Below are 21,366 nucleotides of genomic sequence, written 5' to 3'. Positions count from 1 at the left end.
TCACAGATGCCTCGGAAGCACTCGGGCCCCGTGTCGTGCCGACGGGTTTCAGAGGCGGCGGACGACCAGCTCTGGCTTGACGTCCGAGGCAGCCGACAGGTGCGCGATGTCCTCCGGGTCGCTGGTGAAGACGATCGCGCCGCAGGCAAGCGCGATGGTGACCACGCTGGCATCGACCACGTCACGGGTACCAGCCTTCCCGCACAACACCCCGGCTGATTTGGCCAGCTCCAGACCGACTGGCACGATTTCGCAGCTGCTCAGGAACCGTCCGAGCTGGACCTGCCGGCGGGTATCTCGCCAAGCCTGGCCGATCACGACGGAAGGGACGAGCACACGTCGCCCTTCCTCCACGGCCAGATGGTGTATCGCCCAGATCCGTCGGTCATTGCCGTCGATCGCCAGCAGTACCCCGTGTCGTAGACGTAAGGGATGGTCACGCGGCCGCCCGACCGGGCGCGCTGAGTGCCTGGGCGTCGGCGGCAGCCATCTTCGCGCGGGCCGCAGCGATCACTTCTACGGTGAACGCACCGTGCTCGGCCTGCCAGTCGGCGACCAACCGCCGCCCGACCCGCCGCCGGAGCTCGCTTTCCGCAGCGCTCGCCACCAGCCTCGACAAGGGGACGCCATCCTCGCGGACAGCCTCGCCGAGCGCCTCGACCAGTTCCTCGGGGTGGGGTCACAGTCACCTTCTTCGCCGCCATACGCACACCATGCAGCGATATGGCGGCGCCTGAGGCGAGTGCCGCCGCCCTCCCGGCCGGTTCGCCACCTGGGAACCGGGGCAGGATGGGTGCATGGGCAGGACGAACGAGCGACGCACCGTACTGCGCATCGAGGCCGGCGGTGGGTCGACCCGGCGGATCCGCCGGATGGACACCGTCGCCGGGGAGGAGCCGCTGGAGATCCGGGTCGGCCCGGCCGGCGCGGCGCGACGTGCTCCGCTGGCCGTCACCATGCGTACGCCGGGGAACGACATCGACCTCGCGATCGGTTTCCTGCTGACCGAGGGTGTGATCGGGGCCGCCGAGGACGTGGTGACCGCCCAGCTGTGCGCCGGCACCGACACCGACACACCGAACACGTACAACGTGGTCGACGTGACGCTCGCCGGCCACGTCCCTCCGCCGCAGACCGACCCGACCCGCAACTTCTACACCACCAGTTCCTGCGGGGTGTGCGGCAAGGCGAGCATCGATGCCGTACGCACTCGGTCCCGGTTCGACGTGGCCGCCGACCGAGCCACGTTCAGCCCGCAGACCCTGGTCGGCCTGCCGGACCAGCTACGCGCCGCCCAGCAGGGCTTCGACCGCACAGGTGGGCTGCACGCCGCCGGCCTGTTCACCGTCGACGGGCAGCTCCGGGCGGTACGCGAGGACGTCGGCCGGCACAACGCCGTCGACAAGCTGATCGGCTGGGCGGCCCGGGAGGACCTGCTGCCGCTGCGCGGTCATCTGCTGCTGGTCTCCGGGCGGGCCAGCTTCGAGCTCACCCAGAAGGCGTGGATGGCGGGCATCCCGGTGCTCGCGGCGATCTCCGCCCCGAGCAGTCTGGCGGTCGCCCTCGCCGAGGAGGCGGGGATGACCCTGGTCGGGTTCCTGCGCGGATCGACGATGAACATCTACGCGGGCGCCGACCGCCTCACCGACTGAACCCGGGCGGGTCTCAGGTCATCCGGCACGGCTCACACCCTGACCGGCGCACCCCGACACTCACGATGCCGGGATCACCATGATCAGTTGAAGGTGAGATACCTTTCCTGTCGGCTGAAAGGTATCTCACCTTCAACTCGTGGCGTCAGCGATCCGCGAAGCCGGGAGCAGAGGAGAAGCCGGGAGCAGAGGATCTGTGTCGTCGGCTCCGTACACCTCACTGGCGGACGTACCCGATGTCGTCCTCGACGAACTGTCCCGGGCGCGACATGGGGTAATCATGCTGGCCGTTGACGGGTTGTCATATGACGCGGCGCTGGCGGCAGGCTGGCGGAGCGCCGAGCTGGCCGGCACGTTCCCAAGTACGTCGAGGACCGCGTGCCTGACCGCCATGACCTGAGTCGGGCCGGCGCAGCACGGGGTGCCCGGGCCGCCGAGTGCCCCCAGCGGGACAACCCGGGCCGAGAATGACCCGCCGCTGCGAGTTGCCGGGGTTCAGTGTTGGCGAGGTGCTGTGCACAGCCTGAGCAAGGCCGGCTGGGCGTACGGCGACCGTGTGGACAGCGGCGCGGGTTCGTAGCGCGCGCCGGGTTCCCCCACAAGATCCCAGCCCTGTCTATGCTCGGCCCTGAACAGCGCAGACAGCCTCAGATCGGAGACGGGGACATGCAGGTCGCCGAAGTCTTGAACGTGCTCGAAGCACTGTTCCAGACCAGCAGGCACCCGGACATCACCGACGTCCGTCGGTACGGGCAGGACACCGAGCCCGGCGGCAACTCGCCGGCCGGGGTACGGGTCTACTACTCGACGGGGTCAACCGGGATGCTGTGGACGGCCGTCGGCAAACCCGCACCGGCACCGGCGTCGTTGCCGGCCGAGATGCCCGCACCTCGCGAGCGGGCGCGTCGCACGCTCGCGTTCGCCGTACGACTGCTGGACTTCGCCCGACCCGAGGAGTTCACCTCGTGGGAGCCGTGCGCCTCCGCCGGGGTGCACATGTCCCCTTCCGGGTTGAAGATCACCTGCCGGGACGGCAGCGCCGTCTTCCTGCGGGCGACCGCGACCACCGGACCGGGCGGCATCGCCGGCGAACCGCAGGAAGACCCGTACCCGGACTACCAGATTCCGGAAGGAGTCCGTGCATGGCGCCAAGAGGTAGCTGCTCGGTCTGCGGTCAGCAGGTGACCACCGCCCCCGGCCAGCCCGCACCGCTGCACCAGAGCCCGGGAAGCCGGACCAGACCCCCCGGGTCAGGGCAGCCCACGTCCTGACCGGCTGCGCCGCAGGACAGACCCCGGGTTTCGTCCCGGGGTCTGTCCTGCGGCACCGCCCGCTGGGTTGGCGTCACGGGCGGCGTCGGCCGGCGGGGCGGGCCCGGTCGAGCCGCTCGCCGTCGGGTCGACGGCGCGGGCGGGTGTCCGACCGGCCCTTACGCCCGCTGCGGTCCGGCTTGGGCCATGGACCCAGCGCCGCCGGCGGGATGCCGCGAACCAACACGTCGTCCATCAGTTTGGCCATCGAGTAGCCGGGCTCGGCGTCGAGCGCCCGGTCGAGGGCGACCCGGGCCAGGGCCCCGTTGCCGGCCCGCCAGGCGGCGAAGGAGAGCAGGCTGGCCGGCCCGGCGGCCAGCTCCGGCTCGGCCCGGCGGGCGACGTCCTGCCAGAAGGTGACCTGCCACAGCTCGTCGGTGACCCGCTCCCAGGCGTAGTCGCGCACCTCCAGGTCGGTCAGCAGCAGGCTGAGCCAGGCGATGTCGTCGTCGGTCGGGGCGATGCCCCGACCCTGCCGCTCCAGCAGCATCCGTACCGTCTTCTCCCCGGCCCGGCGCAGGGTGCGGGCACCGAGCAGGTCGGCCGGCGGGGCGTGGTCGACCAGCGCGGAGCGGCGGGTCCGGGCACGCTCGGTGGCGGCCCGCATCGCCACCCGGGCCGGGCCGGTGACCGGTTCCACCTGGCGGCGCAGCGCGGCCCGGTCGGGCAGGGCGACCTGCCCGGCGACGGTGGCCGCGACCGCGACCGGGTTGATCTGAGCGTCGAAACGGTGGCCCTCCGGCGGGCAGCAGGTCGGGTCGTCACAGAAGGAGGACCAGTAGCGCCCGTCGGCCACCCGCAGCGCGTCGAGCAGCACGGTGCCCTGCCGGCGCAGCGCCTCGGTGGTGTCCCGCAGGACCGGGTCGACGGTGTCGGCCGGACCGTAGCCGAGCACGACGGCGGCGCTGACCTGCTGGCGATCGACGATAGAGGTCAGCTGGGCGGTCGCCGCCGCCCGGACCTCGGCCGGGACCGTGTCGTCGGGCAGGTCGGCGCGGGCGGCGATGACGACCGTGTGGTCACGCATCCCGACCACCACCACGCTGTCGGCGGGGTGGAAGCCGATCAGGTAGGGCACGGCGGCGATCAGGTCGGCGGGCTCGCGGACGGTGAGCGCGGCGCCCTGGGCCGTCCCGGCAGCCGGGTCAGCAGCCGGGTCGGGAACGGAATCGGGGGTGGGTACCGGTTCGGTAGGTGTCATGCCGGAAACTGTCGCGCCGGACGGTGACCGGTCGTGGCCGTCCCGACCCGACCTGTGGACGACACGCCGGGTTATCCACAGGCACGCAGAGTAGTTTCCCTGGTGGCGGCGTTTCTGCTCACCGGTGGGATACGGCACCCGGGCCGCCCCGGATCGGACGACCCCGCTGGGGGCGGCGGGTGGCGCGGGTTACCGTGCCGCCATGGATCTGGCGTACCTGCGGGCCCACCCGGAGCACCTGCCGACCTTCCTCACCCATCAGCGGATCCGGGAGACGCCGGTCTCCGGCGGGTCGATCTGCGCGGCGAGCCGGCTCACCCTCGACGACGGCAACTCGGTGTTCGCCAAGTCCTGGCCCGAGCGGTCCGCCAGGGCGCTGCCGGACGGCCTGTTCGCCGCCGAGGCGGCCGGGTTGCGTTGGCTGGCCGCCGCCGGCGGGGCGCCGGTGCCGGCGGTGCTGGTGGCACTGCCGCAGCTGCTGGCCCTGGAGTGGGTCGAGCCGGGCGACGCGGACCCGGCCGCCGCCGAGCGGTTCGGCCGGGAGCTGGCGGTCACCCATCGGGCCGGCGCGGCCGGGTTCGGGGCGGACTGGCCGGGGTTCATCGGCGCGCTGCCGCAGGACAACGAACTGGTGATCGACCAGCCCTGGTCGGCCTGGTTCGGGCAGCGCCGGCTGCTGCCGTACCTGCGGATGTCGGTGGACAACGGCGCGCTGACCGCCGCCGAGACCGGCCTGGTCGAGCAGGTGGTCGACAACATCGACGGGTACGGCGGTGACGAGCCGCCCGCCCGCGTGCACGGCGACCTGTGGCCCGGCAACCTGCTCTGGGGCGCGGACGGGCGCTGCCGGCTGGTGGACCCGGCGGCGCACGGCGGGCATCGGGAGACCGACCTGGCGCAGTTGGCGCTGTTCGGCGGCGCCCCGCATCTGGACCGGATCCTCGACGCCTACCAGCAGCAGTGGCCGCTGGCCGACGGGTGGGCGGCCCGGGTGCCGGTGCACCAGCTGCATCTGTTGCTGGTGCACACCGCCCTGTTCGGGGCGGCGTACCGCTCGGCCGTCGCGGACGCGGCCCGCGACGCGCTGCGGAGCTGACACCTGGCCCGCGACGCGCTGTGGTCCTGACGCACCGGCGCGCTACGGTCGGCGCATGGCATCGAGCGCACGGCCCGCCGACGGCCGGCTCACCGACCGCTACGGGCGGGTCGCCACCGACCTGCGGGTGTCCCTGACCGACCGGTGCAACCTGCGCTGCTCCTACTGCATGCCGCCGGAGGGTCTGCCCTGGCTGCCCAGCCCGGACATTCTGACCGACGACGAGGTAATCCGGCTGATCGGCATCGCGGTGCGTCGGCTCGGGGTGACCGAGGTGCGGTTCACCGGTGGCGAGCCGCTGCTGCGACCCGGGCTGACCCGGATCGTCGCCGCAGCGGCGGCGCTGCGGCCCCGGCCGGTGCTGTCGCTGACCACCAACGGGATCGGTCTGGACCGGTTGGCGCCCGGCCTGCGTGCCGCCGGCCTGGACCGGGTGAACGTGTCGTTGGACACCCTCGACCCGCAGCGGTTCGCCCAGTTGGCGCACCGCCGTCGGCTGCCCGACGTGCTCGCCGGGCTGGCCGGCGCGGCGACGGCCGGGCTGACCCCGGTCAAGATCAACGCGGTGCTGCTGCGCGGGGTCAACGACGACGAGGCCCCGGCGCTGCTGCGGTACGCCCTGAGCCACGGCTACGAGCTGCGCTTCATCGAGCAGATGCCGCTGGACGCGCAGCAGTCCTGGGACCGCGACCGGATGGTCACCGCCGCCGAGATTCTTGACGCGCTGCGGGCCGAGTTCACCCTGCTGCCGGATCCCGCCGAGCGGGGTGCCGCACCGGCCGAGACCTGGCTGGTGGCGGGTGCCGAGCGGCCACACGGCGGCCCGGCCCGGGTCGGGGTGATCGGCACGGTGACCCGGCCGTTCTGCGGCGACTGCGACCGGACCCGGCTGACCGCCGACGGGCAGGTACGTGACTGTCTGTTCGCCCGGAAGGAGTCGGACCTGCGTGGCGCGTTGCGTGCCGGGGCCGACGACGACGAGTTGGCCGGTCGGTGGCGGCGGGCGATGGCCGGGAAGCTGGCCGGGCACGGCATAGACGATCCGACCTTCCTGCAGCCGGCACGCCCGATGTCGGCGATCGGCGGCTGACCGTGGGCGACCCGACCCGACACGGGGCCGAGGCCCGGCTCGACGCAGACGCGGCACAGCAGGCACAGCAGGCGCAATCGGTGACGGTGCGTTACTTCGCCGGGGCCCGGGCGGCGGCCGGTCGGACCGTCGAGGCCGTTCCGGCCGGGTTGGACCGGGCCGGGCTGGTGGCCGAGTTGACCGGTCGGCACGGTGACCGGTTGGGTCGGGTGCTGGCGGCGGCGAGTTTCCTGGTCGACGGCATCGTCTGGCATGATCGTCACACACTGTTGCCGGCCGGTGCCACGGTCGACGTGCTGCCACCGTTCGCCGGCGGCTGAGGAAGGGCTGCGGGCGTGCTCGCCGTACTCGGGTTCGTCGCAACGCTGACCCTGATCACCAGCCTGATCCACTTCTACCTGTGGTGGCGGCTGGTCCGCGACACCACCCGGCCGGGGCGGTGGCGGCGGGCCGGCACGCTGCTGGCCGTCGGGTTGGCGGTCCTGGTGCCGGTGACCATGGTGAGCACCCGGTCCGCCGGGATGTCCTGGCTGGCCTGGCCCGGCTACGTCTGGCTGGCGGTGATGTTCTACCTGCTGGTCGTCCTGCTGGTGCTGGAGCCGCCGATGTTGGTGGCCCGGCTTGTCGGCCGGGCCCGCAGCCGCCAGCCGAGCAGGGTGGGCACGGTGCCGGTGACCGTACCGGCCGAGACGTCCGCCCCGCCGCCGGTCGAGCTGCCCGGCAGCCGGCCGGCCGACGACCCGGTGCCGGACCCCGGCCGGCGGCTGCTGCTTGCCCGCAGCGTCGCGATCTTCGCCGGGCTGACCGCGACCGGCGTCACCGGCTACGGCATCCGGACCGCGCTCGGCCCGCCCCGGCTGGACCGGGTGCAGGTGCCGATCGCCCGGCTGCCCCGGGCCATGGACGGCCTGCGCATCGCCACCGTCTCGGACATCCACATCGGCCCGCTGACCGGACCGGGGCACACCGCCCGAATCGTCGAGCTGATCAACAGCCTGGACGCCGACCTGGTCGCGGTCGTCGGCGACCTGGTCGACGGCACCGTCTCCGAGCTCGGCGGCACCGCCGCCCCGCTGGCCGACCTGCGCGCCCGCTACGGCAGCTTCTTCGTCACCGGCAACCACGAGTACTACTCCGGCGTCGAGGAATGGGTCGCCGAGGTGGACCGGCTCGGCCTGCGGGTGCTGGTCAACGAACGCCGGGAGATCGTCACCCCGGGCGGGGTGCTCGATCTGGCCGGGGTCAACGATCCGACCGCGGCGACCGCACGGCCGGCCGGGCAGACCGCCGCCGGGTCGGGGCCGCTGGCCGGCCCGGACTACGACCGGGCGCTCGGCGACCGGGACCCGGACCGCCCGGTGGTGCTGCTCGCCCACCAGCCGGTGCAGGCCCACGAGGCCGCCCGGTACGGCGTCGACCTGCAACTGTCCGGGCACACCCACGGCGGTCAGATCGCCCCGTTCAATCTGGCGGTACGGCTGGTGCAGCCGGTCGTCTCCGGCCTCGCCACGGTCGACGGCACCCAGGTGTACGTCACCAACGGCGCCGGGTTCTGGGGGCCGCCGGTGCGGGTCGGCGCGCCGCCGCAGGTATCCCTGGTCGAGCTGCGCAGCGAGTGAGCAGCAAGTGAGAGGCGGCGAGTGAGAGTCACGTCTCGCGGGTTTCCGCGCGTGGCGACACGCCGGGCGGCCCGGTCACGTGACAGGATGCGGCGTGCCCCCGTACCGCGCCGTGCCCTCTCCCGGCTCCGCCACGGGACCCGGGCCCTTCATCGCCGACCTGCACATCCACTCCCGGTATTCGCGTGCCTGCAGCCGTGACCTGAACATGTCGAACCTGGCCTGGTGGGCCCGGCGCAAGGGCGTCAGCCTGCTCGGCACCGGCGACTTCACCCACCCGGCGTGGTTCGAGCATCTGCGGGAGTCGCTACGCCCGGCCGAGCCGGGCCTGTACCGGCTCAGCCCGGAGGCCGAACGGGACGTCGCCCGCCGGCTGCCGCCCCGGCTGGCCAGCGAGGCCGAGACCGACCCGGTGCGGTACATGCTCAGCGTCGAGATCTCGACGATCTACAAGCGTGGCGACCGGACCCGCAAGGTGCACCACCTGATCTACCTGCCGGATCTGGACGCGGTGGCCCGGTTCAACACGGCGCTGGGCCGGATCGGCAACCTCGGCTCCGACGGCCGGCCGATCCTCGGACTGGACTCCCGCGACCTGCTGGAGATCACCCTGGAGGCGAGCGCGGACGGCTATCTGGTGCCGGCGCACATCTGGACGCCGTGGTTCTCGGCGCTCGGCTCCAAGTCCGGCTTCGACGCGATCGCCGACTGCTACGCCGACCTGGCCGGGCACATCTTCGCCGTCGAGACCGGGCTGTCATCGGATCCGGCGATGAACTGGCGGGTGTCCAGCCTCGACGGCTACCAGCTGGTGTCGAACTCCGACGCGCATTCGCCGCCGGCGCTGGCCCGGGAGGCCACCGTGCTGGACAGCGCGCTGGACTACTACGCGGTACGCGAGGCGCTGCGCACCGGCGACGGGCTGGTCGGCACCATCGAGTTCTTCCCCGAGGAGGGCAAGTACCACGCCGACGGGCACCGCAACTGCGGCGTCAACTGGGCTCCGGAGCAGACCCGACAGGCCGCCGGTCGCTGCCCGCAGTGCGGCAAGCCGCTCACCGTCGGGGTGCTCAGCCGGGTCGAGGATCTCGCCGACCGGCCGGACGGGCACCGGCCGGCCCACGCCAAGCAGGTCACCCACCTGGTGGCGCTGCCGGAGATCGTCGGCGAGATCAACCGGGTCGGTGCCCGGTCGAAGACCGTCGAAGGTCAGGTGGTCAACCTGGTCGCCGCACTTGGCCCCGAACTGGACATCCTGACCAAGGTGCCGGTGGAGGACATCCGGCGGGTCGGCGGCGAACTGCTCGGTGAGGCGATCACCCGGCTGCGTCGCGGCGAGGTCCGTCGGGTGCCGGGCTACGACGGCGAGTACGGGGTGATCACCCTGTTCGCGCCCGGGGAGCTGGCCGCCGGCGGCGGCGCCGGTCAGCCGGAGGCGCTGTTCGACGTACCCGTGCCGGCGCAGCGCCCGGCCGCCGAGTCGGCGGCCGCCGGCGAACCGGCACCGGCCGGTGCCCGGCGCGGCGGACAGTCCAGGGCCGGGACCGGACAGTCCAAGGCTGGGGCCGGCCGGTCCGGCTCCGGTGGGCGGCCGACGCGGGCGGCCCGGTCCGGGCGGGCCGGGCCGGAGCCGGCGGCACCGCCGATCCCGCCGCCGCCGACGCCGTCGCCGCATGAGCCGTTCGAGCCGATGCTGGCCGGCATGGAGGAGGTCGGCACCGGTTTGCTGGACCGGCTCGACGCGATGCAGCGGGTCGCCGCGTCCGCGCCGGGCGGGCCGCTGCTGATCGTCGCCGGGCCCGGCACCGGCAAGACCCGGACGTTGACCCACCGAATCGCGTACCTGTGCGCCGAGCTGAACGTCTTCCCGGAACGCTGCCTGGCGATCACCTTCACCCGCCGGGCCGCCGAGGAGCTACGCCACCGGCTCGACGGACTGCTCGGCCCGGTGGCCGAGGACGTCACCGTGGCCACCTTCCACTCGCTGGGGTTGACGATCCTGCGGGAGAACCCGAAGGCGGCCGGGCTACCGGCGACGTTCCGCATCGCCGACGACACCGAGCGGGAGCGGGCCCGCGCCGAGGCCGGCGAGGACGACGCCACGTACGCCAAGCTGCTGCGCGCGGCCGGCCTGGTCGACCTGGACGAGCTGGTCACCCTGCCGCTGCGGCTGCTGCGCGACGACCAGAAGCTGGTGGCCCGCTACCGGGACCGCTGGCGGTGGATCTTCGTCGACGAGTACCAGGACGTCGACGCCGACCAGTACGAGCTGCTGCGGCTGCTCAGCCCGGCGGACGGCAACCTGTGCGCGATCGGCGACCCGGATCAGGCGATCTACTCGTTCCGTGGCGCCGACGTCCGCTACTTCCTGCGCTTCTCGGAGGATTTCGTCGACGCCCGCCTGGTCCGGTTGGCCCGCAACTACCGGTCGGCGGCGCCGATCCTGGCCGCCGCGGTGCAGGCCATCGCGCCCGGCTCGCTGGTCCGCGGCCGGCGGTTGGAGCCGGCCCGACTCGATCCGCAGGCGCCGCTGATCGGGCTCTACCCGGCCGGTACGGCCGCCGACGAGGCGGCGTTCGTGGTGCGTACGGTCGACGAACTTGTCGGCGGGATCTCGCACCGTTCGTTGGATTCCGGGCGGATCGACGGGCAGATCTCGTCGGTGTCGTTCTCCGACATCGCCGTGCTGTACCGCACCGACGCGCAGTCCGGTCCGATCGTGGACGCGCTGACCCGGGCCGGTGTGCCGGTGCAGAAGCGGTCGCACAACCGGCTGCGGGACCGGCCGGGGGTGACGGCGATCGCCCGCGAGCTGCGGCACGCCGGTGGTGGGCTGGACGGTTCGCTGGCCGCCCGGGTCCGGCTCGCCGGGCAGGTGCTGGCCGACCGGCTCACCATGCCGACGCTGGACGTGCCGGCCGGTCCGCAGCTGTCGCCGGCGGACGTCTGGTCGGCGGTGGAGCTGCTCACTCCGCTGGCCCGCCGCTGCGGCGACGACCTGCCGATGCTGCTGTCCCAGTTGGAGACCGGCGCCGAGGTGGACGCGCTGGATCCACGGGCTGAAGCGGTGACCCTGCTTACCCTGCACGCGGCGAAGGGCCTGGAGTTCCCGGTGGTCTTCCTGGTCGGCTGTGAGGACGGCCTGCTACCGCTGCGCTTCCCCGGTACCACGCCGGCCGATGACGACGTCGCCGAGGAGCGGCGGCTGTTCTTCGTCGGCCTGACCCGGGCCCAGGACCGGCTTTTCCTCTCGCATGCCCGCCGCCGGGCCCGGCACGGCAGCGAGCGGGAGACCCGACCGACGCCGTTCCTGGACGCGATCGACGCGGGGCTGTTCGACCGGCTCGGCGACGAAGGGCCACGCCGGCCCAAGGACCGCCAGCTCCGCCTGCTGTAGTGGATCCACTGTCCTGCTGTAGTGGGTCTGCGGTACGGACAAGGACAGCTGTCACGTGTCCGACACCGCCCCGATCAGACATTGACTCCCGCCATTCGAGTGGCACACGGTGTAGTTACCGTGCGACTCATACAGCGCACTCTCGGTATCCGCGACCTCGTCCGGATCCGGCTCTTCCAGCAACAGCAGGGAATCAGCGATGCGCCGAGTTCAGTCCAGTGTCACCCGAACCCCTCGCCGCCGGGCGGTCTCGCTGGCCGCCACCAGCATGTTGATCCTGACCGGCGTGACGATGGCCGGACCGGCGGCCGCGCAGGACCGGGCGACCGGGGCGGCCCACTTCACCCCGGCGGATCGGCCCTACCGCGCCATCGACCTGGGCTTCACCGTCAACTACCGGAGTCTGACCATCAACGATCGTGGTCAGGTCCTCGGATCCGGTACCGGGAACGGTTATCTCTGGCAGGCCGGGCAGGTGACGCGGCTGGACCCGCCGGCCGGCTTCGACCGGTTCACAGCTTCCGAGATCAACGAGGCCGGCACCGTGGTGGGCACGGTGTGGGGCGGCAGCGGCTCACACGCCGCGACCTGGCATCGGGGCGAATTCACGGTGATCGACCGGCTGCACCCTCAGGCCACGGCCTCCTACGGGATCTCGATCAACGACTGGGGGGTGGTGTTCGGCACCGGTGAGTCGACGTCGCCGGACCAGAGCTTCACGTGGCGCCGGGGCACCCTGACCCCGCTGTGGCACAACAACCCGTACTCGGCACAGGTCGGTATCAACAACTGGGGCGACATTGTCGGCGAGTACGAGCCAACCCCTGGCTACCCCTGCAACTGTCGGGGTGCCCGCTGGCACCGGGGTGTGCTGACCGACCTCGGTGACCTGGGCGGCGACGGGTTGTGGCCGAACCAGCCGGCGGACGTCAACAACCGGCGGGAAATCGTCGGTTCCTCGACCACGCACAACGGGGACTCACACGCGTACCTGTGGCGGGACGGGGTGATCCGCGACCTGGGCACCCTGGGCGGCGCACACAGCTTCGCGGTCGCGATCAACGACCGGGGCGTCGTCATCGGGCACGCCGACACCGCGGCTGGGAGCCGGCATCCGTTCCGGTGGCGGGCCGGCACGATGATCGACCTGACGACACTGGGTCTGCGCGCGACCGACGAGATCGTGGAGATCAATTCCTTCGGGCAGATCGTCGGGATCCGGGATGGTCGGGCGACCCTGTTCGTCCGCTGAACCGGGCGTCGGCGCATAGCCGGAATCGGACGGCTCGGCGGCGGTTGGCGCGCTTCGGGGAGGTGAGCAGGTGGGGTGCTCACGCTACGGTGACGCTTGTCATCGCCGACCCGAGCGGACAGCCGGGGCCGGAACCGCCGCGCAGGAGGACAGGACATGTCGCAATACGGACCGCCCGGCGGGCCGTACCCGGGTGAGCAGCCAGACCGGTGGCCCGATCGTCGGGAGCCGTCGGAGCCGTACCGGGAGCCGTCCGATCCCTGGGGCGGGCCGCCCGGCCCCTGGGGTGACGCGCCTACCGAGGCACCGGGCCAGCAGTGGCACGGCGGCGCGCAGCCGGACTGGTCGACCGGGCAGCCTCCGCCCGCCGGTCCCGACTGGCAGGGGTACGGGCAGCACACCTCGGCCGGCGACCAGAACTGGCATTCGCCGGCCCAACCCGCCCAGGGCTGGGCCGGGGCCGACGACCAGACGTGGCAGCAGTCCGGCGGTGACCAGCCGTGGCAGCAGCCGGGCGGCCAGCAGCCGTACTCAGACGGAGGCCAGCAGCAGCCGGGCGCGGCACCAGCGTGGGAGCCGGCGGCGGAACCGCGCCGTTCCGGGCGCGGTGGGCTGAGCGGCGGACTGCTCGCCATGTTGATCGGCCTGACGGTGCTGCTCTGCGGGGGCGGCGCGGCCGGCGTCTACGTTCTGACCCGCGATGAGACGCCGGACGCTGGGGCGGAGTTGACGGCACCGACCTCCGAGCCGGACGACGCGCCGTCCGCGGCCCCGTCGGAGCAGCCCGAGCCGACCGCCGAGGCCGACCAGCCCAGCCCCACTCCGACACCGACCTCGTCGAACGACGCCCGGTTCGTCGACGTCGGGCAGTGCGTCCGCAACGAGGCCGAGGTGGAGGAGGAGACGCCGGTCCTGACGATCACGGATTGTGACTCCGGCGCGTACGAGGTGCTCGCCCGCTTCGATGGCGTCACCGACGGCGAAGAGGACGCGAAAACCAAGTGCGCGGACGTCGAGGGCTACACCAACTGGTATTTCTTCAACAGCCAGCTGGACGCCCTTGATTTCGTGCTCTGTCTCAGGCAGCGGTGAACTGACCGGTGAGGCTGCCGCCGGATGGCAGCCGTTGGTTACCGTTCCGGTAGCACAGTTGATCCGCTGGACCCCTGCCCGGCGGGTGAGATCCGTGCCAGGCGGGCACCGCCCCGCCTGATCCAGCGACGACGCTAGGGAGATCATGTCCAGCTACGGTCCGCCGGGCTACCCCGGTCCGGGACAGCCCGACGACCCCGCCGGTCAGTCCGGTTACCCCCCGCCTGGTTCCGGTTACCCACCTCCGGGCTCCGGTTACCCGCCCCCGGGCTCCGGTGCCCCTGATCCGACAACGCCCTACTCCTCGCCGTACCAGCCCGGCGGCTACCCACCGCCCGATCCGAGTGGCGGCTACCCGCCACCGCCGACCTCAGGTGGCGGCGGCTACCCGCCACCGCCCGGGTCGGGTGGTGGCTTCCCTCCGCCTCCGCCACCGGGTTGGGGCCCGCCGCCGCCCGGGATGCCCGGTGCCCCACCGCCGAAGAAGTCACGCACCGGGCTCATCATCGGGCTGGTGATCGGCGCGCTGGTGTTGCTGTTGTTCTGCGGCTGCGGCGTGATCGGGTTGTTCGCGTTGGCCGACGGCGGCACCTCGACCGCGAGCGAGGAACTGCCGACGGTGGACGTTTCCACCGGTGTGCCCGACGATCAGCAGGGCGAGGACCCCGATTCGGCACCGCTGCCCGGCGGCAGCGACGATCTGATCGTGGTCGGCGACTGTGTGGTCAACGACGGTTCGGACGAGGACGCCGTGCTGCGCAAGGTCGCCTGCGATCCGGGCACCTTCGAGGTGCTGGCCCGCATTCCGCTGACCACCGACACGGAACGCTGCGACGATCCGATCTTCGGCCACCCGGACACCGACACCACCTACACGCACGACACCGGTGAGCAGGTCCTCAACTACGTGCTCTGCATGAAGGAGCTCTGACCGGGGCGTTCTCGACCAATGACTAGGGCTCTCTAGCTGTCACGCTAGAGAGCCCTAGTCATTGGTCGACCGTCGGGCAGAGGGCCGGGCGGGCCGACCGGCCGAGGTGCCGGCAGGACGTGGGCCGACACGATCGGGACCTATACCCGGTTCTAGCGCAGACGCTAGACGGCCCGATACGGTGCCAGACATGGATCCGATCCGGAATCCGTACGCCCCCGGCGCCGGCCAACGTCCGCCCGAACTCGCCGGCCGTGGCCGCGAACTGGACGTCTTCGACGTGGTCCTGGAACGCGTCGCCCGAGGCCGCCCGGAGCGCAGCCTGATGCTCACCGGCCTGCGCGGAGTGGGCAAGACCGTCCTGCTCAACGCACTCCGGTCCCAGGCCATCGCCCGACTCTGGGGCACCGGCAAGATCGAGGCCCGGCCGGACCAGTCGCTGCGCCGCCCGGTCGCCGCCGCACTGCACATGGCGGTACGCGAGCTCGCGCCCCGGCACCGGGCACCTGAACGGATCGACGACTTTCTCGGCGTACTGAAGGCCTTCGCGCTGCGCGCGAACCCGCCGGCCGCCGGCGGACGCGGCAACGCCCAACCTCGGCTGCGCGACCGCTGGCAGCCGGGCATCGACGTGCCGGCGGCGACCGGGCGGGCCGACTCCGGCGACATCGAGATCGACCTGGTGGAGCTGTTCACCGACGCCGCCGCGGTGGCCACCGACGTCGGCACCGGGATCGCGCTGTTCATCGACGAGATGCAGGACGTCGACGCGACCGACGTCTCCGCGCTCTGCGCGGCCTGTCACGAGCTGTCGCAGCTCGGCGGGCCGCTGATCGTCGTCGGAGCCGGGCTGCCGCACCTGCCGGCGGTGCTCTCCGCCGCCAAGTCCTACTCTGAGCGGCTGTTCCGTTACCAGCGGATCGACCGACTGGACCGGGTCGCCGCCGACCAGGCACTCACCGCGCCGGCCGCCCGCGAGCAGGTCGAGTACGAGGCGAAGGCCCTCGACCTGCTCTACGACAAGTCCGGCGGATACCCGTACTTCGTGCAGGCCTACGGCAAGGCGACCTGGGACCATGCCCCGCGCTCGCCGATCACCGCCGCCGACGTGCGGGTCGCCGCGCCGGAGGCCGAAGCGGAACTCGCGGTCGGGTTCTTCGGCTCCCGGTTCGAACGGGCCACCCCGGCGGAGCGTGAGTACATGCGGGCGATGGCCGTGCTCGCCTCCGGGAGCCCGGTGGACGGTCCCGCACCGGGCATCGAGGGTGCCGACGCCGCAACGGGCGATGTGCCGCCCGATCCGGCGACGACGACGGACATCGACCCGGCGGTGCCGACCGCCGAGATCGCGCGGTCCCTCGGCCGGAAACCGGCCAGCTTGTCGCCGGCCCGGGACGCCCTGATCAAGAAGGGGTTGATCTACTCGGGCGAGCGCGGCACGGTCGCGTTCACCGTGCCGCACTTCGGCCGGTACCTGCGCACCCAGCCCGGTTGACCACGCCCGGTGCGGCCCGGCAACCCCGCCGCTACCCGACAGCTCACCGGTTTGCCGGGTAACAGACCGCCCAACCGGGTATGACAAGGAGCATGAGACCCGTACGCACCACTGCCCGCGCTCTGCTCAGCGGCATCTTCATCGTCAGCGGCGCCCGCGCGGTGGCCAGCCCTGCGCAGTACGCCGAACGAGCGAAGACGGTCACCGACCGGGTCGCTCCGATAATCGAACGGGCCGCACCCCGGCTGCCGACCGATACCGAGAGTCTGGTCCGGCTGCACGGTGCCACCCAGCTCGCCGGTGGTCTGCTGCTGGCGACCGGTCGGCTGACCCGGCCGGCCGCAGCGGTGCTGGCGGCTTCGCTGGTGCCCACCACGGTGGCTGGTCATCCGTTCTGGTCGGCGACGGACCCGACCGAACGACAACTCCATCAGGTGCACTTTCTCAAGAATCTGGGCCTTCTGGGCGGGCTGCTGCTCGCTGCCGCGGATACTGAGGGTCGGCCGGGTCTACGCTGGCGAACCAGCCGGGCCGTCCGGCAGGGCCGACGGTCGATGCGGCAGAGCCGACGGTCGGTGCGGCGGGCGGTGCACTCGGCACGCCGGGACGCCCGGATCGCGGTCCGGTCCGCCGCCACCGCCCGGCGACTGCCCGGTTGACCTGTAGATCTAGCGGAACGGTGGGCGGTAAATATCGGACTTCAGTGCGTAGTTGGGCATCGAGAACCACGAAACAGATAGAACACAACACACAGCGTTAACGCGGTGGAAATATCGCGAACTAGTGTGGGATCGGACACGGTAGGGTAACGCGCCCGCCGCCGGACGCCGCTGCGTTCTAGGCTCGGACGGGCACTGGGCAGACTGCGATCAACGACCGGGGGTGGGTAGATCATGGTGACGGACGTCCGTTCCCGGGTCCGTCGTCTCGCCCCACTGGGTCGGCGTCGTCTCGCACCGCTGCGCCGTCTCGCACCGCTGCGCCGCCTGGTTCGCGACGTCGAGCGCGGCACCCTCGTGCGACTCGGCCTCGTCGCGCTGACCTGCTACGCCGCCTGGTACGCGATCGGCATGTTCGGCCGGCCGTACAACTTCTTCGACATGCGCATCTACCACGGCGCGATCATGTGGTGGGCCAACGGCGGCGACCTGTACGCATTCATCGCACCGGAAACCACCCTGGGCTTCACCTATCCACCATTCGCCGGCCTCACCATGCTGCCGATGGCGCTGGTTCCGATGATCACCGCCGGCTGGCTGAACGTCGCATTCGGTATCGCCGCCCTCACCGTCGTGCTGGCGGTGCTGCTCGGCCCGATCGCGGACCGCTGCGGCTGGCCGCGCTGGTTCACCGTCGGTCTCGCGGTGCCCCTCGCGGTGGCCATCGAACCGTCCCGGGAAACCCTCGGGTACGGGCAGGTCAACCTGCTGCTGTTCGCTCTGATCATCGCCGACCTGGTCGCGTTGCGCTGGCGCGCCGCGCCCACGCCGCACCGGCTGGCCACCGGCGGCCCACTGCGCCGGATCTTCTTCAGCGGCATCTGGGCCGGCGCCGGCATCGGCCTGGCCAGCTCGATCAAGCTGACTCCCGCCCTGTTCATCGTCTACCTGCTGATCACCAAGCAGTGGCGGGCGGCCACCACCGCGATCGGCACCGCCGCTGCGGTCACCGTCGGCGCGATGATCGTCGCGGCCAACGAGTCGGCCACCTACTTCACCTCGGTGCTGTGGGACACCGGCCGGGTCGGGGTGTCGGACATGACCCCGAACCAGTCGCTGGCCGGCCTGCTGGCCCGGCTCTACGACTCGATGGAGACCCCCGGCCTGCTCTGGATCTCGTTCGCCCTGCTGCTGCTGGCGCTCGGGCTGTCCCGGGCCGCCCACGCCCACGCCGACGGCGACGAGTTGACCGCGTTCACCCTGATCGGCCTCACCGCCAACGTGATCAGCCCGATCAGCTGGTCGCACCACCTGGTCTTCGTGATCCCGGCGATCATCGTGCTGGCCGACGCGGCGCTGCGGCGACGCAGCGCCAGCAAGGGGCTGATCTCGCGGCGCACCTACCCGCCCACCGGCGCCGGCATCAGCGGCGTGGCCGGGCTACGGACCCCGATCTGGTTCCCCGCCCTGACCGGGATGCGGCACGCCACCGCCGCGATCGCGCTCTACCTGCTCTTCCTGGTGTCGCCGATCTGGCCGTACGAGCACCAGTTGCCCCAGGTCTCGCACTACCACGACGGCTTGTTCGGCGTACTGATGGAAAACTCGCTCGCCCTGGCGCTGATCGCGCTCGTCGCGGCACTGCCCTGGCGCCCCGGAGCCGAACCGGCGTTCTACACCGACCCGCGACCGCAGATCCGGCACCGCCAGCCGGCCGGTCCGACCGGCGCCGGGCTTACTGATGCCCGGACCTCCGGTCAGGTCAGGGGCAGTTGACCCACTCCTCGGTGCCGTCGGCGAAGATCTGCCGCTTCCAGATCGGCAGCCGGGCCTTCGCCTCGTCGACGAGCCGGGCGCAGGCGGCAAAGGCCGCCGCCCGGTGCGCGGTGCTGACCGCCGCCACCAGGGCCACCTCGCCGATGGTAAGCGGCCCCAGCCGGTGCGAAACGGCGACGGCGTGCACCGCCGGATCGGCGGCCACCTCGTCGGCGACCTCCCGCAGCACGTCCTCGGCGCTGGGATGGCCCTCGTACTCCAGGCTGAGCACCGACCGGCCGTGATCGTGGTCGCGGACCACGCCCTGAAAGGACACCACCGCGCCGGCCCGTGGGTCGGCGACCGCCGCCTCGTGGGCGGCCAGGTCGAGCGGTTGCGAGGTCACCGACACCAAGACGACAGGTCGGGTGGTCGGAACGGTCACGGCAGACGCTCCCCGGGCAGCAGTGGCAACGGTACGACGGACACCTCGTCGTCGGTGCGGCCGGTGCCGCCCGGCGGGATCACCGCGAAGCCGGCGGCGGCGGCCAGCCCGCGCAGCATCGCCGACCCGACATGCCGCAACGGGTACGCGGTACCGGTCACCGGATCGACCCGTACCAGGGCAAGGTGGGTGAAGTCACCGCGACCCGGCACGGCCGCCCCCAGCCGGTGCCGGGGCAGGGTCGGCAGCTGCCTGCCCTGCAACCCGGCGAGCAGCGGCGCGACCAGGGACACCAGGGCGACGATCGCCGACTGCGGGTTGCCGGGCAGGCCGGCGACGAACCGGTCCCGGCCGTCGGCACCGGCCACCCGGGCGACCAGCATCGGGAACCCGGGTCGGACCGCGACCGTGTTGACCACGTACTCGGCCCCGAGCTCGGCCAGCGCCGGATGCAGGTGGTCCACCGGGCCGTGCATGGTGCCGCCCGTGGTGCAGACCAGATCGGCGCCGGCCAGCGCCGACCGCAGCCCGTCGACGTGCGCGGCGAGGGTGTCGGCGACCGGCCCGGTCACCGCCTCGGCGGGCAGGTCGCAGCCGTACCGGCGCAGCCATCCGGGCACCGCCGGGCCGAGCGCGTCGCGCACCCGACCGGCGCCGGGCGGCCCGGTGGTCAGCAGTTCGTCGCCGAAGACCAGCAGGCCGGCCCGGATCCGCTGATACACCGGCAGGTCGTCGTAGCCGCAGGAGGCGGCGAGGCCGATCACCCCGGGGTCGACCGGCGTACCGGCCGCCAGCAGCTCCTCGCCGGCCGACGCCTCTTCGCCGGGCGAGCGCCACTCCGGCTGTGGCCGTGGCTCGCCGCGTACCAGTCCGGTGTCGTCCAGCGTCGACTCCTCGACCCGCAGCACACTGGTGGCCCCGGCGGGGACCATCGCGCCGGTGGCGATCTGCACCGCGGTGCCGTCGTCGGACAGCTCCGGCGGCACTCCACCGGCCAGCACCCGGCCGACCACCCGCCACGGGGCGCCGCCGCGCACCGCCCAGCCGTCGACGCTGGCGGTGCGGAAGGCCGGCAGGTCGGTCAGGGTGGTCAGCGGCGCGGCGAGGATGGTCCCGTCGGCCTGCGGCAACGGCAACCGGACCGGCGGGCGGCGGGCGGCCCGGCCGGCGGCGTGTACCAGGGCGCGGGCCTGCCCCCAGTCGGCGGGTGGGTGCCCGGCGGCCGGGGCGGCCGGGGCGGTCGTCGGTTCGGCGCTCACCGGCCGAGCCTATCCGCCGGCCGGATGCTGCCGGGCGCTGCTGGGTGGTGGCGTCAGCCGCGCCGGGGGCGGTGGCGTCAGCCGCGTGGGTGGTCGCCGCCGGCCAACTGGTCGAGCGCGTGGCGCAGGATCGGCCCGAGCACGGCCAGGCCGTCGCGGGCACCGCCGGTGGAGCCGGGCAGGTTGACGATCAACGTACGACCGGCCACCCCGGCGATGCCCCGGGACAGCGCGGCGGTCGGCACCGCCGACCGGCTGACCGCCCGGATCGCCTCGGCGATCCCCGGGATCTCGTAGTCGAGCACCGCCCTGGTCGCCTCCGGGGTGCGGTCGGTAGGGGTGATCCCGGTGCCGCCGCTGGTGACGACCAGCCGGACCCCGTCGGCGACCGCCCGCCGCAGCGCCTGCGTGACCGGTTCGCCGTCGGCGACGACCAACGGTTCGTCGACCTGGCAGCCGAGGTCACGCAGGCCGGACACCAGCAGCGGACCGCTGGTGTCGGAGTAGACGCCGGCGGCGGCGCGGTTGGAGGCGACCACCACCCGGGCGTACGGGCTCACGATCGGTCCGCCGGGCGGTGCCAGTCGCCGGTCTTGCCGCCTTCCTTGGACAGCACCCGGATGTCGTCCAGCACCGCGGCCGGGTCGACCGCCTTGATCATGTCGATCAGGGTCAGCCCGGCGGTGGCGACCGCGGTGAGCGCCTCCATCTCGACCCCGGTCCGGTCAGCGGTCCGTACCGTGGCGGTGATCTCGATGGAGTCCGCGGTCAGCGCCAGGTCGACGACCACGCCGTGCAGCGCGATCGGATGGCACAGCGGGATCAGGTCGGGGGTGCGCTTGGCCCCCATGATGCCGGCGATCCGGGCGACGGCCAGCGCGTCGCCCTTGGGCAGGCCGTCGCGGCGCAGCAGTTCGACAACCTCGCCGGTGGTACGTAGTCGTCCCGCTGCCACGGCACGGCGGACGCTCGGCGGCTTGGCGGTGACGTCCACCATCCGCGCGGCGCCGGTCTCATCGACATGGGTCAGGTTCGGTGCCTCGGTCACCTGAACGAGCCTATCGAGCAGACCAGTCGGCCCTGGCTCGACCGCCACGGTTGGCGGCAGAGTTG

20 protein-coding genes are annotated in these 21,366 nt (G+C 72.6%); 13 read left to right on the top strand and 7 right to left on the bottom strand.

Features of this window, described 5'->3' with window-relative positions; all coding sequences use genetic code 11:
• Positions 1 to 48: 48 nt before the first annotated feature.
• Together EDC02_RS36760 and EDC02_RS36755 are read right to left on the bottom strand one after the other, a co-directional pair.
• Complete coding sequence (locus EDC02_RS36760; RefSeq protein ID WP_199758053.1) at positions 49 to 354, bottom strand: type II toxin-antitoxin system VapC family toxin; 306 nt, start codon at positions 352 to 354, stop codon at positions 49 to 51.
• 82 nt (positions 355 to 436) lie between these two features.
• Positions 437 to 619: a hypothetical protein gene (locus EDC02_RS36755; protein ID WP_199758052.1), complete on the bottom strand. Its 183-nt coding sequence runs from the start codon at positions 617 to 619 to the stop codon at positions 437 to 439.
• A gap of 178 nt (positions 620 to 797) precedes the next feature.
• Here EDC02_RS36755 and fdhD point away from each other — a divergent pair, with 178 nt between their 5' ends.
• Together fdhD and EDC02_RS36745 are read left to right on the top strand one after the other, a co-directional pair.
• Complete coding sequence (gene fdhD, locus EDC02_RS36750) at positions 798 to 1,652, top strand: formate dehydrogenase accessory sulfurtransferase FdhD (RefSeq protein WP_123606693.1); 855 nt, start codon at positions 798 to 800, stop codon at positions 1,650 to 1,652.
• Between the two features lie 666 nt (positions 1,653 to 2,318).
• The gene (locus EDC02_RS36745; protein ID WP_123606692.1) at positions 2,319 to 2,837 is read left to right on the top strand and encodes a hypothetical protein; all 519 of its coding nucleotides are present in this window, start codon (positions 2,319 to 2,321) and stop codon (positions 2,835 to 2,837) included.
• Positions 2,838 to 2,996: 159 nt separating this feature from the next.
• Here the strand turns inward: EDC02_RS36745 and EDC02_RS36740 are convergent, their stop codons facing one another.
• Positions 2,997 to 4,163, bottom strand: a complete 1,167-nt coding sequence (locus EDC02_RS36740) for a DUF4192 domain-containing protein (RefSeq protein WP_123606691.1) — start codon at positions 4,161 to 4,163, stop codon at positions 2,997 to 2,999.
• Between the two features lie 202 nt (positions 4,164 to 4,365).
• Between EDC02_RS36740 and EDC02_RS36735 the strand changes: the two genes are divergently transcribed.
• The 11 genes from EDC02_RS36735 (at position 4,366) to EDC02_RS36680 (ending at position 18,570) form a co-directional block, all read left to right on the top strand.
• Positions 4,366 to 5,259: a fructosamine kinase family protein gene (locus tag EDC02_RS36735; protein WP_123607439.1), complete on the top strand. Its 894-nt coding sequence runs from the start codon at positions 4,366 to 4,368 to the stop codon at positions 5,257 to 5,259.
• Between the two features lie 55 nt (positions 5,260 to 5,314).
• Complete coding sequence (moaA, locus tag EDC02_RS36730) at positions 5,315 to 6,349, top strand: GTP 3',8-cyclase MoaA (protein ID WP_123606690.1); 1,035 nt, start codon at positions 5,315 to 5,317, stop codon at positions 6,347 to 6,349.
• Positions 6,350 to 6,429: 80 nt separating this feature from the next.
• Positions 6,430 to 6,669, top strand: a complete 240-nt coding sequence (locus EDC02_RS36725; RefSeq protein WP_233606734.1) for a MoaD/ThiS family protein — start codon at positions 6,430 to 6,432, stop codon at positions 6,667 to 6,669.
• Positions 6,670 to 6,684: 15 nt separating this feature from the next.
• Positions 6,685 to 7,968 (top strand): metallophosphoesterase, encoded by a 1,284-nt coding sequence (locus EDC02_RS36720; protein WP_123606688.1) that lies wholly within the window; start codon positions 6,685 to 6,687, stop codon positions 7,966 to 7,968.
• Between the two features lie 94 nt (positions 7,969 to 8,062).
• A complete protein-coding gene (locus EDC02_RS36715; protein WP_123606687.1) occupies positions 8,063 to 11,365 on the top strand; it encodes a UvrD-helicase domain-containing protein in 3,303 nt (1,100 codons plus the stop codon).
• 199 nt (positions 11,366 to 11,564) lie between these two features.
• On the top strand, positions 11,565 to 12,617 hold the full coding sequence (locus tag EDC02_RS36710; RefSeq protein ID WP_148083778.1) for a hypothetical protein: 1,053 nt from the start codon (positions 11,565 to 11,567) through the stop codon (positions 12,615 to 12,617).
• Between the two features lie 156 nt (positions 12,618 to 12,773).
• Positions 12,774 to 13,709, top strand: coding sequence for a hypothetical protein (locus EDC02_RS42155; RefSeq protein ID WP_233606625.1), 936 nt, complete (start codon positions 12,774 to 12,776; stop codon positions 13,707 to 13,709).
• A gap of 145 nt (positions 13,710 to 13,854) precedes the next feature.
• Complete coding sequence (locus EDC02_RS41140) at positions 13,855 to 14,640, top strand: hypothetical protein (RefSeq protein ID WP_199758051.1); 786 nt, start codon at positions 13,855 to 13,857, stop codon at positions 14,638 to 14,640.
• Positions 14,641 to 14,830: 190 nt separating this feature from the next.
• Entirely contained in the window at positions 14,831 to 16,135 is a 1,305-nt protein-coding gene (locus EDC02_RS36690; RefSeq protein ID WP_123606685.1) for an ATP-binding protein, read from the top strand.
• 92 nt (positions 16,136 to 16,227) lie between these two features.
• Complete coding sequence (locus EDC02_RS36685; protein ID WP_123606684.1) at positions 16,228 to 16,794, top strand: DoxX family membrane protein; 567 nt, start codon at positions 16,228 to 16,230, stop codon at positions 16,792 to 16,794.
• A gap of 234 nt (positions 16,795 to 17,028) precedes the next feature.
• Positions 17,029 to 18,570 (top strand): glycosyltransferase 87 family protein, encoded by a 1,542-nt coding sequence (locus EDC02_RS36680; protein WP_123606683.1) that lies wholly within the window; start codon positions 17,029 to 17,031, stop codon positions 18,568 to 18,570.
• On the opposite strand, the gene EDC02_RS36675 is transcribed toward EDC02_RS36680, so the two are convergent.
• The 4 genes from EDC02_RS36675 to moaC form a co-directional block, all read right to left on the bottom strand.
• A complete protein-coding gene (locus EDC02_RS36675; protein ID WP_305036238.1) occupies positions 18,557 to 18,964 on the bottom strand; it encodes a molybdenum cofactor biosynthesis protein MoaE in 408 nt (135 codons plus the stop codon). The two genes, EDC02_RS36680 and EDC02_RS36675, sit on opposite strands and share 14 nt — an antisense overlap.
• Before the next feature lie 26 nt (positions 18,965 to 18,990).
• Positions 18,991 to 20,253 carry a molybdopterin molybdotransferase MoeA gene (locus EDC02_RS36670; RefSeq protein ID WP_123606681.1) on the bottom strand — a complete coding sequence of 421 codons (1,263 nt, stop codon included), beginning with the start codon at positions 20,251 to 20,253 and terminating at the stop codon, positions 18,991 to 18,993.
• A gap of 77 nt (positions 20,254 to 20,330) precedes the next feature.
• Entirely contained in the window at positions 20,331 to 20,837 is a 507-nt protein-coding gene (locus EDC02_RS36665) for a molybdenum cofactor biosynthesis protein B (protein ID WP_123606680.1), read from the bottom strand.
• The gene (gene moaC, locus EDC02_RS36660; protein WP_123606679.1) at positions 20,810 to 21,301 is read right to left on the bottom strand and encodes a cyclic pyranopterin monophosphate synthase MoaC; all 492 of its coding nucleotides are present in this window, start codon (positions 21,299 to 21,301) and stop codon (positions 20,810 to 20,812) included. Before moaC ends, EDC02_RS36665 begins: the two co-directional genes overlap by 28 nt.
• Between the last annotated feature and the right edge of the window lie 65 nt (positions 21,302 to 21,366).

It is taken from the genome of Micromonospora sp. Llam0 (assembly GCF_003751085.1).
GTDB lineage: Bacteria > Actinomycetota > Actinomycetes > Mycobacteriales > Micromonosporaceae > Micromonospora_E.
Note: the sequence above shows the minus strand (reverse complement) of the source record. Positions and strands in the feature narration are given on the sequence as shown.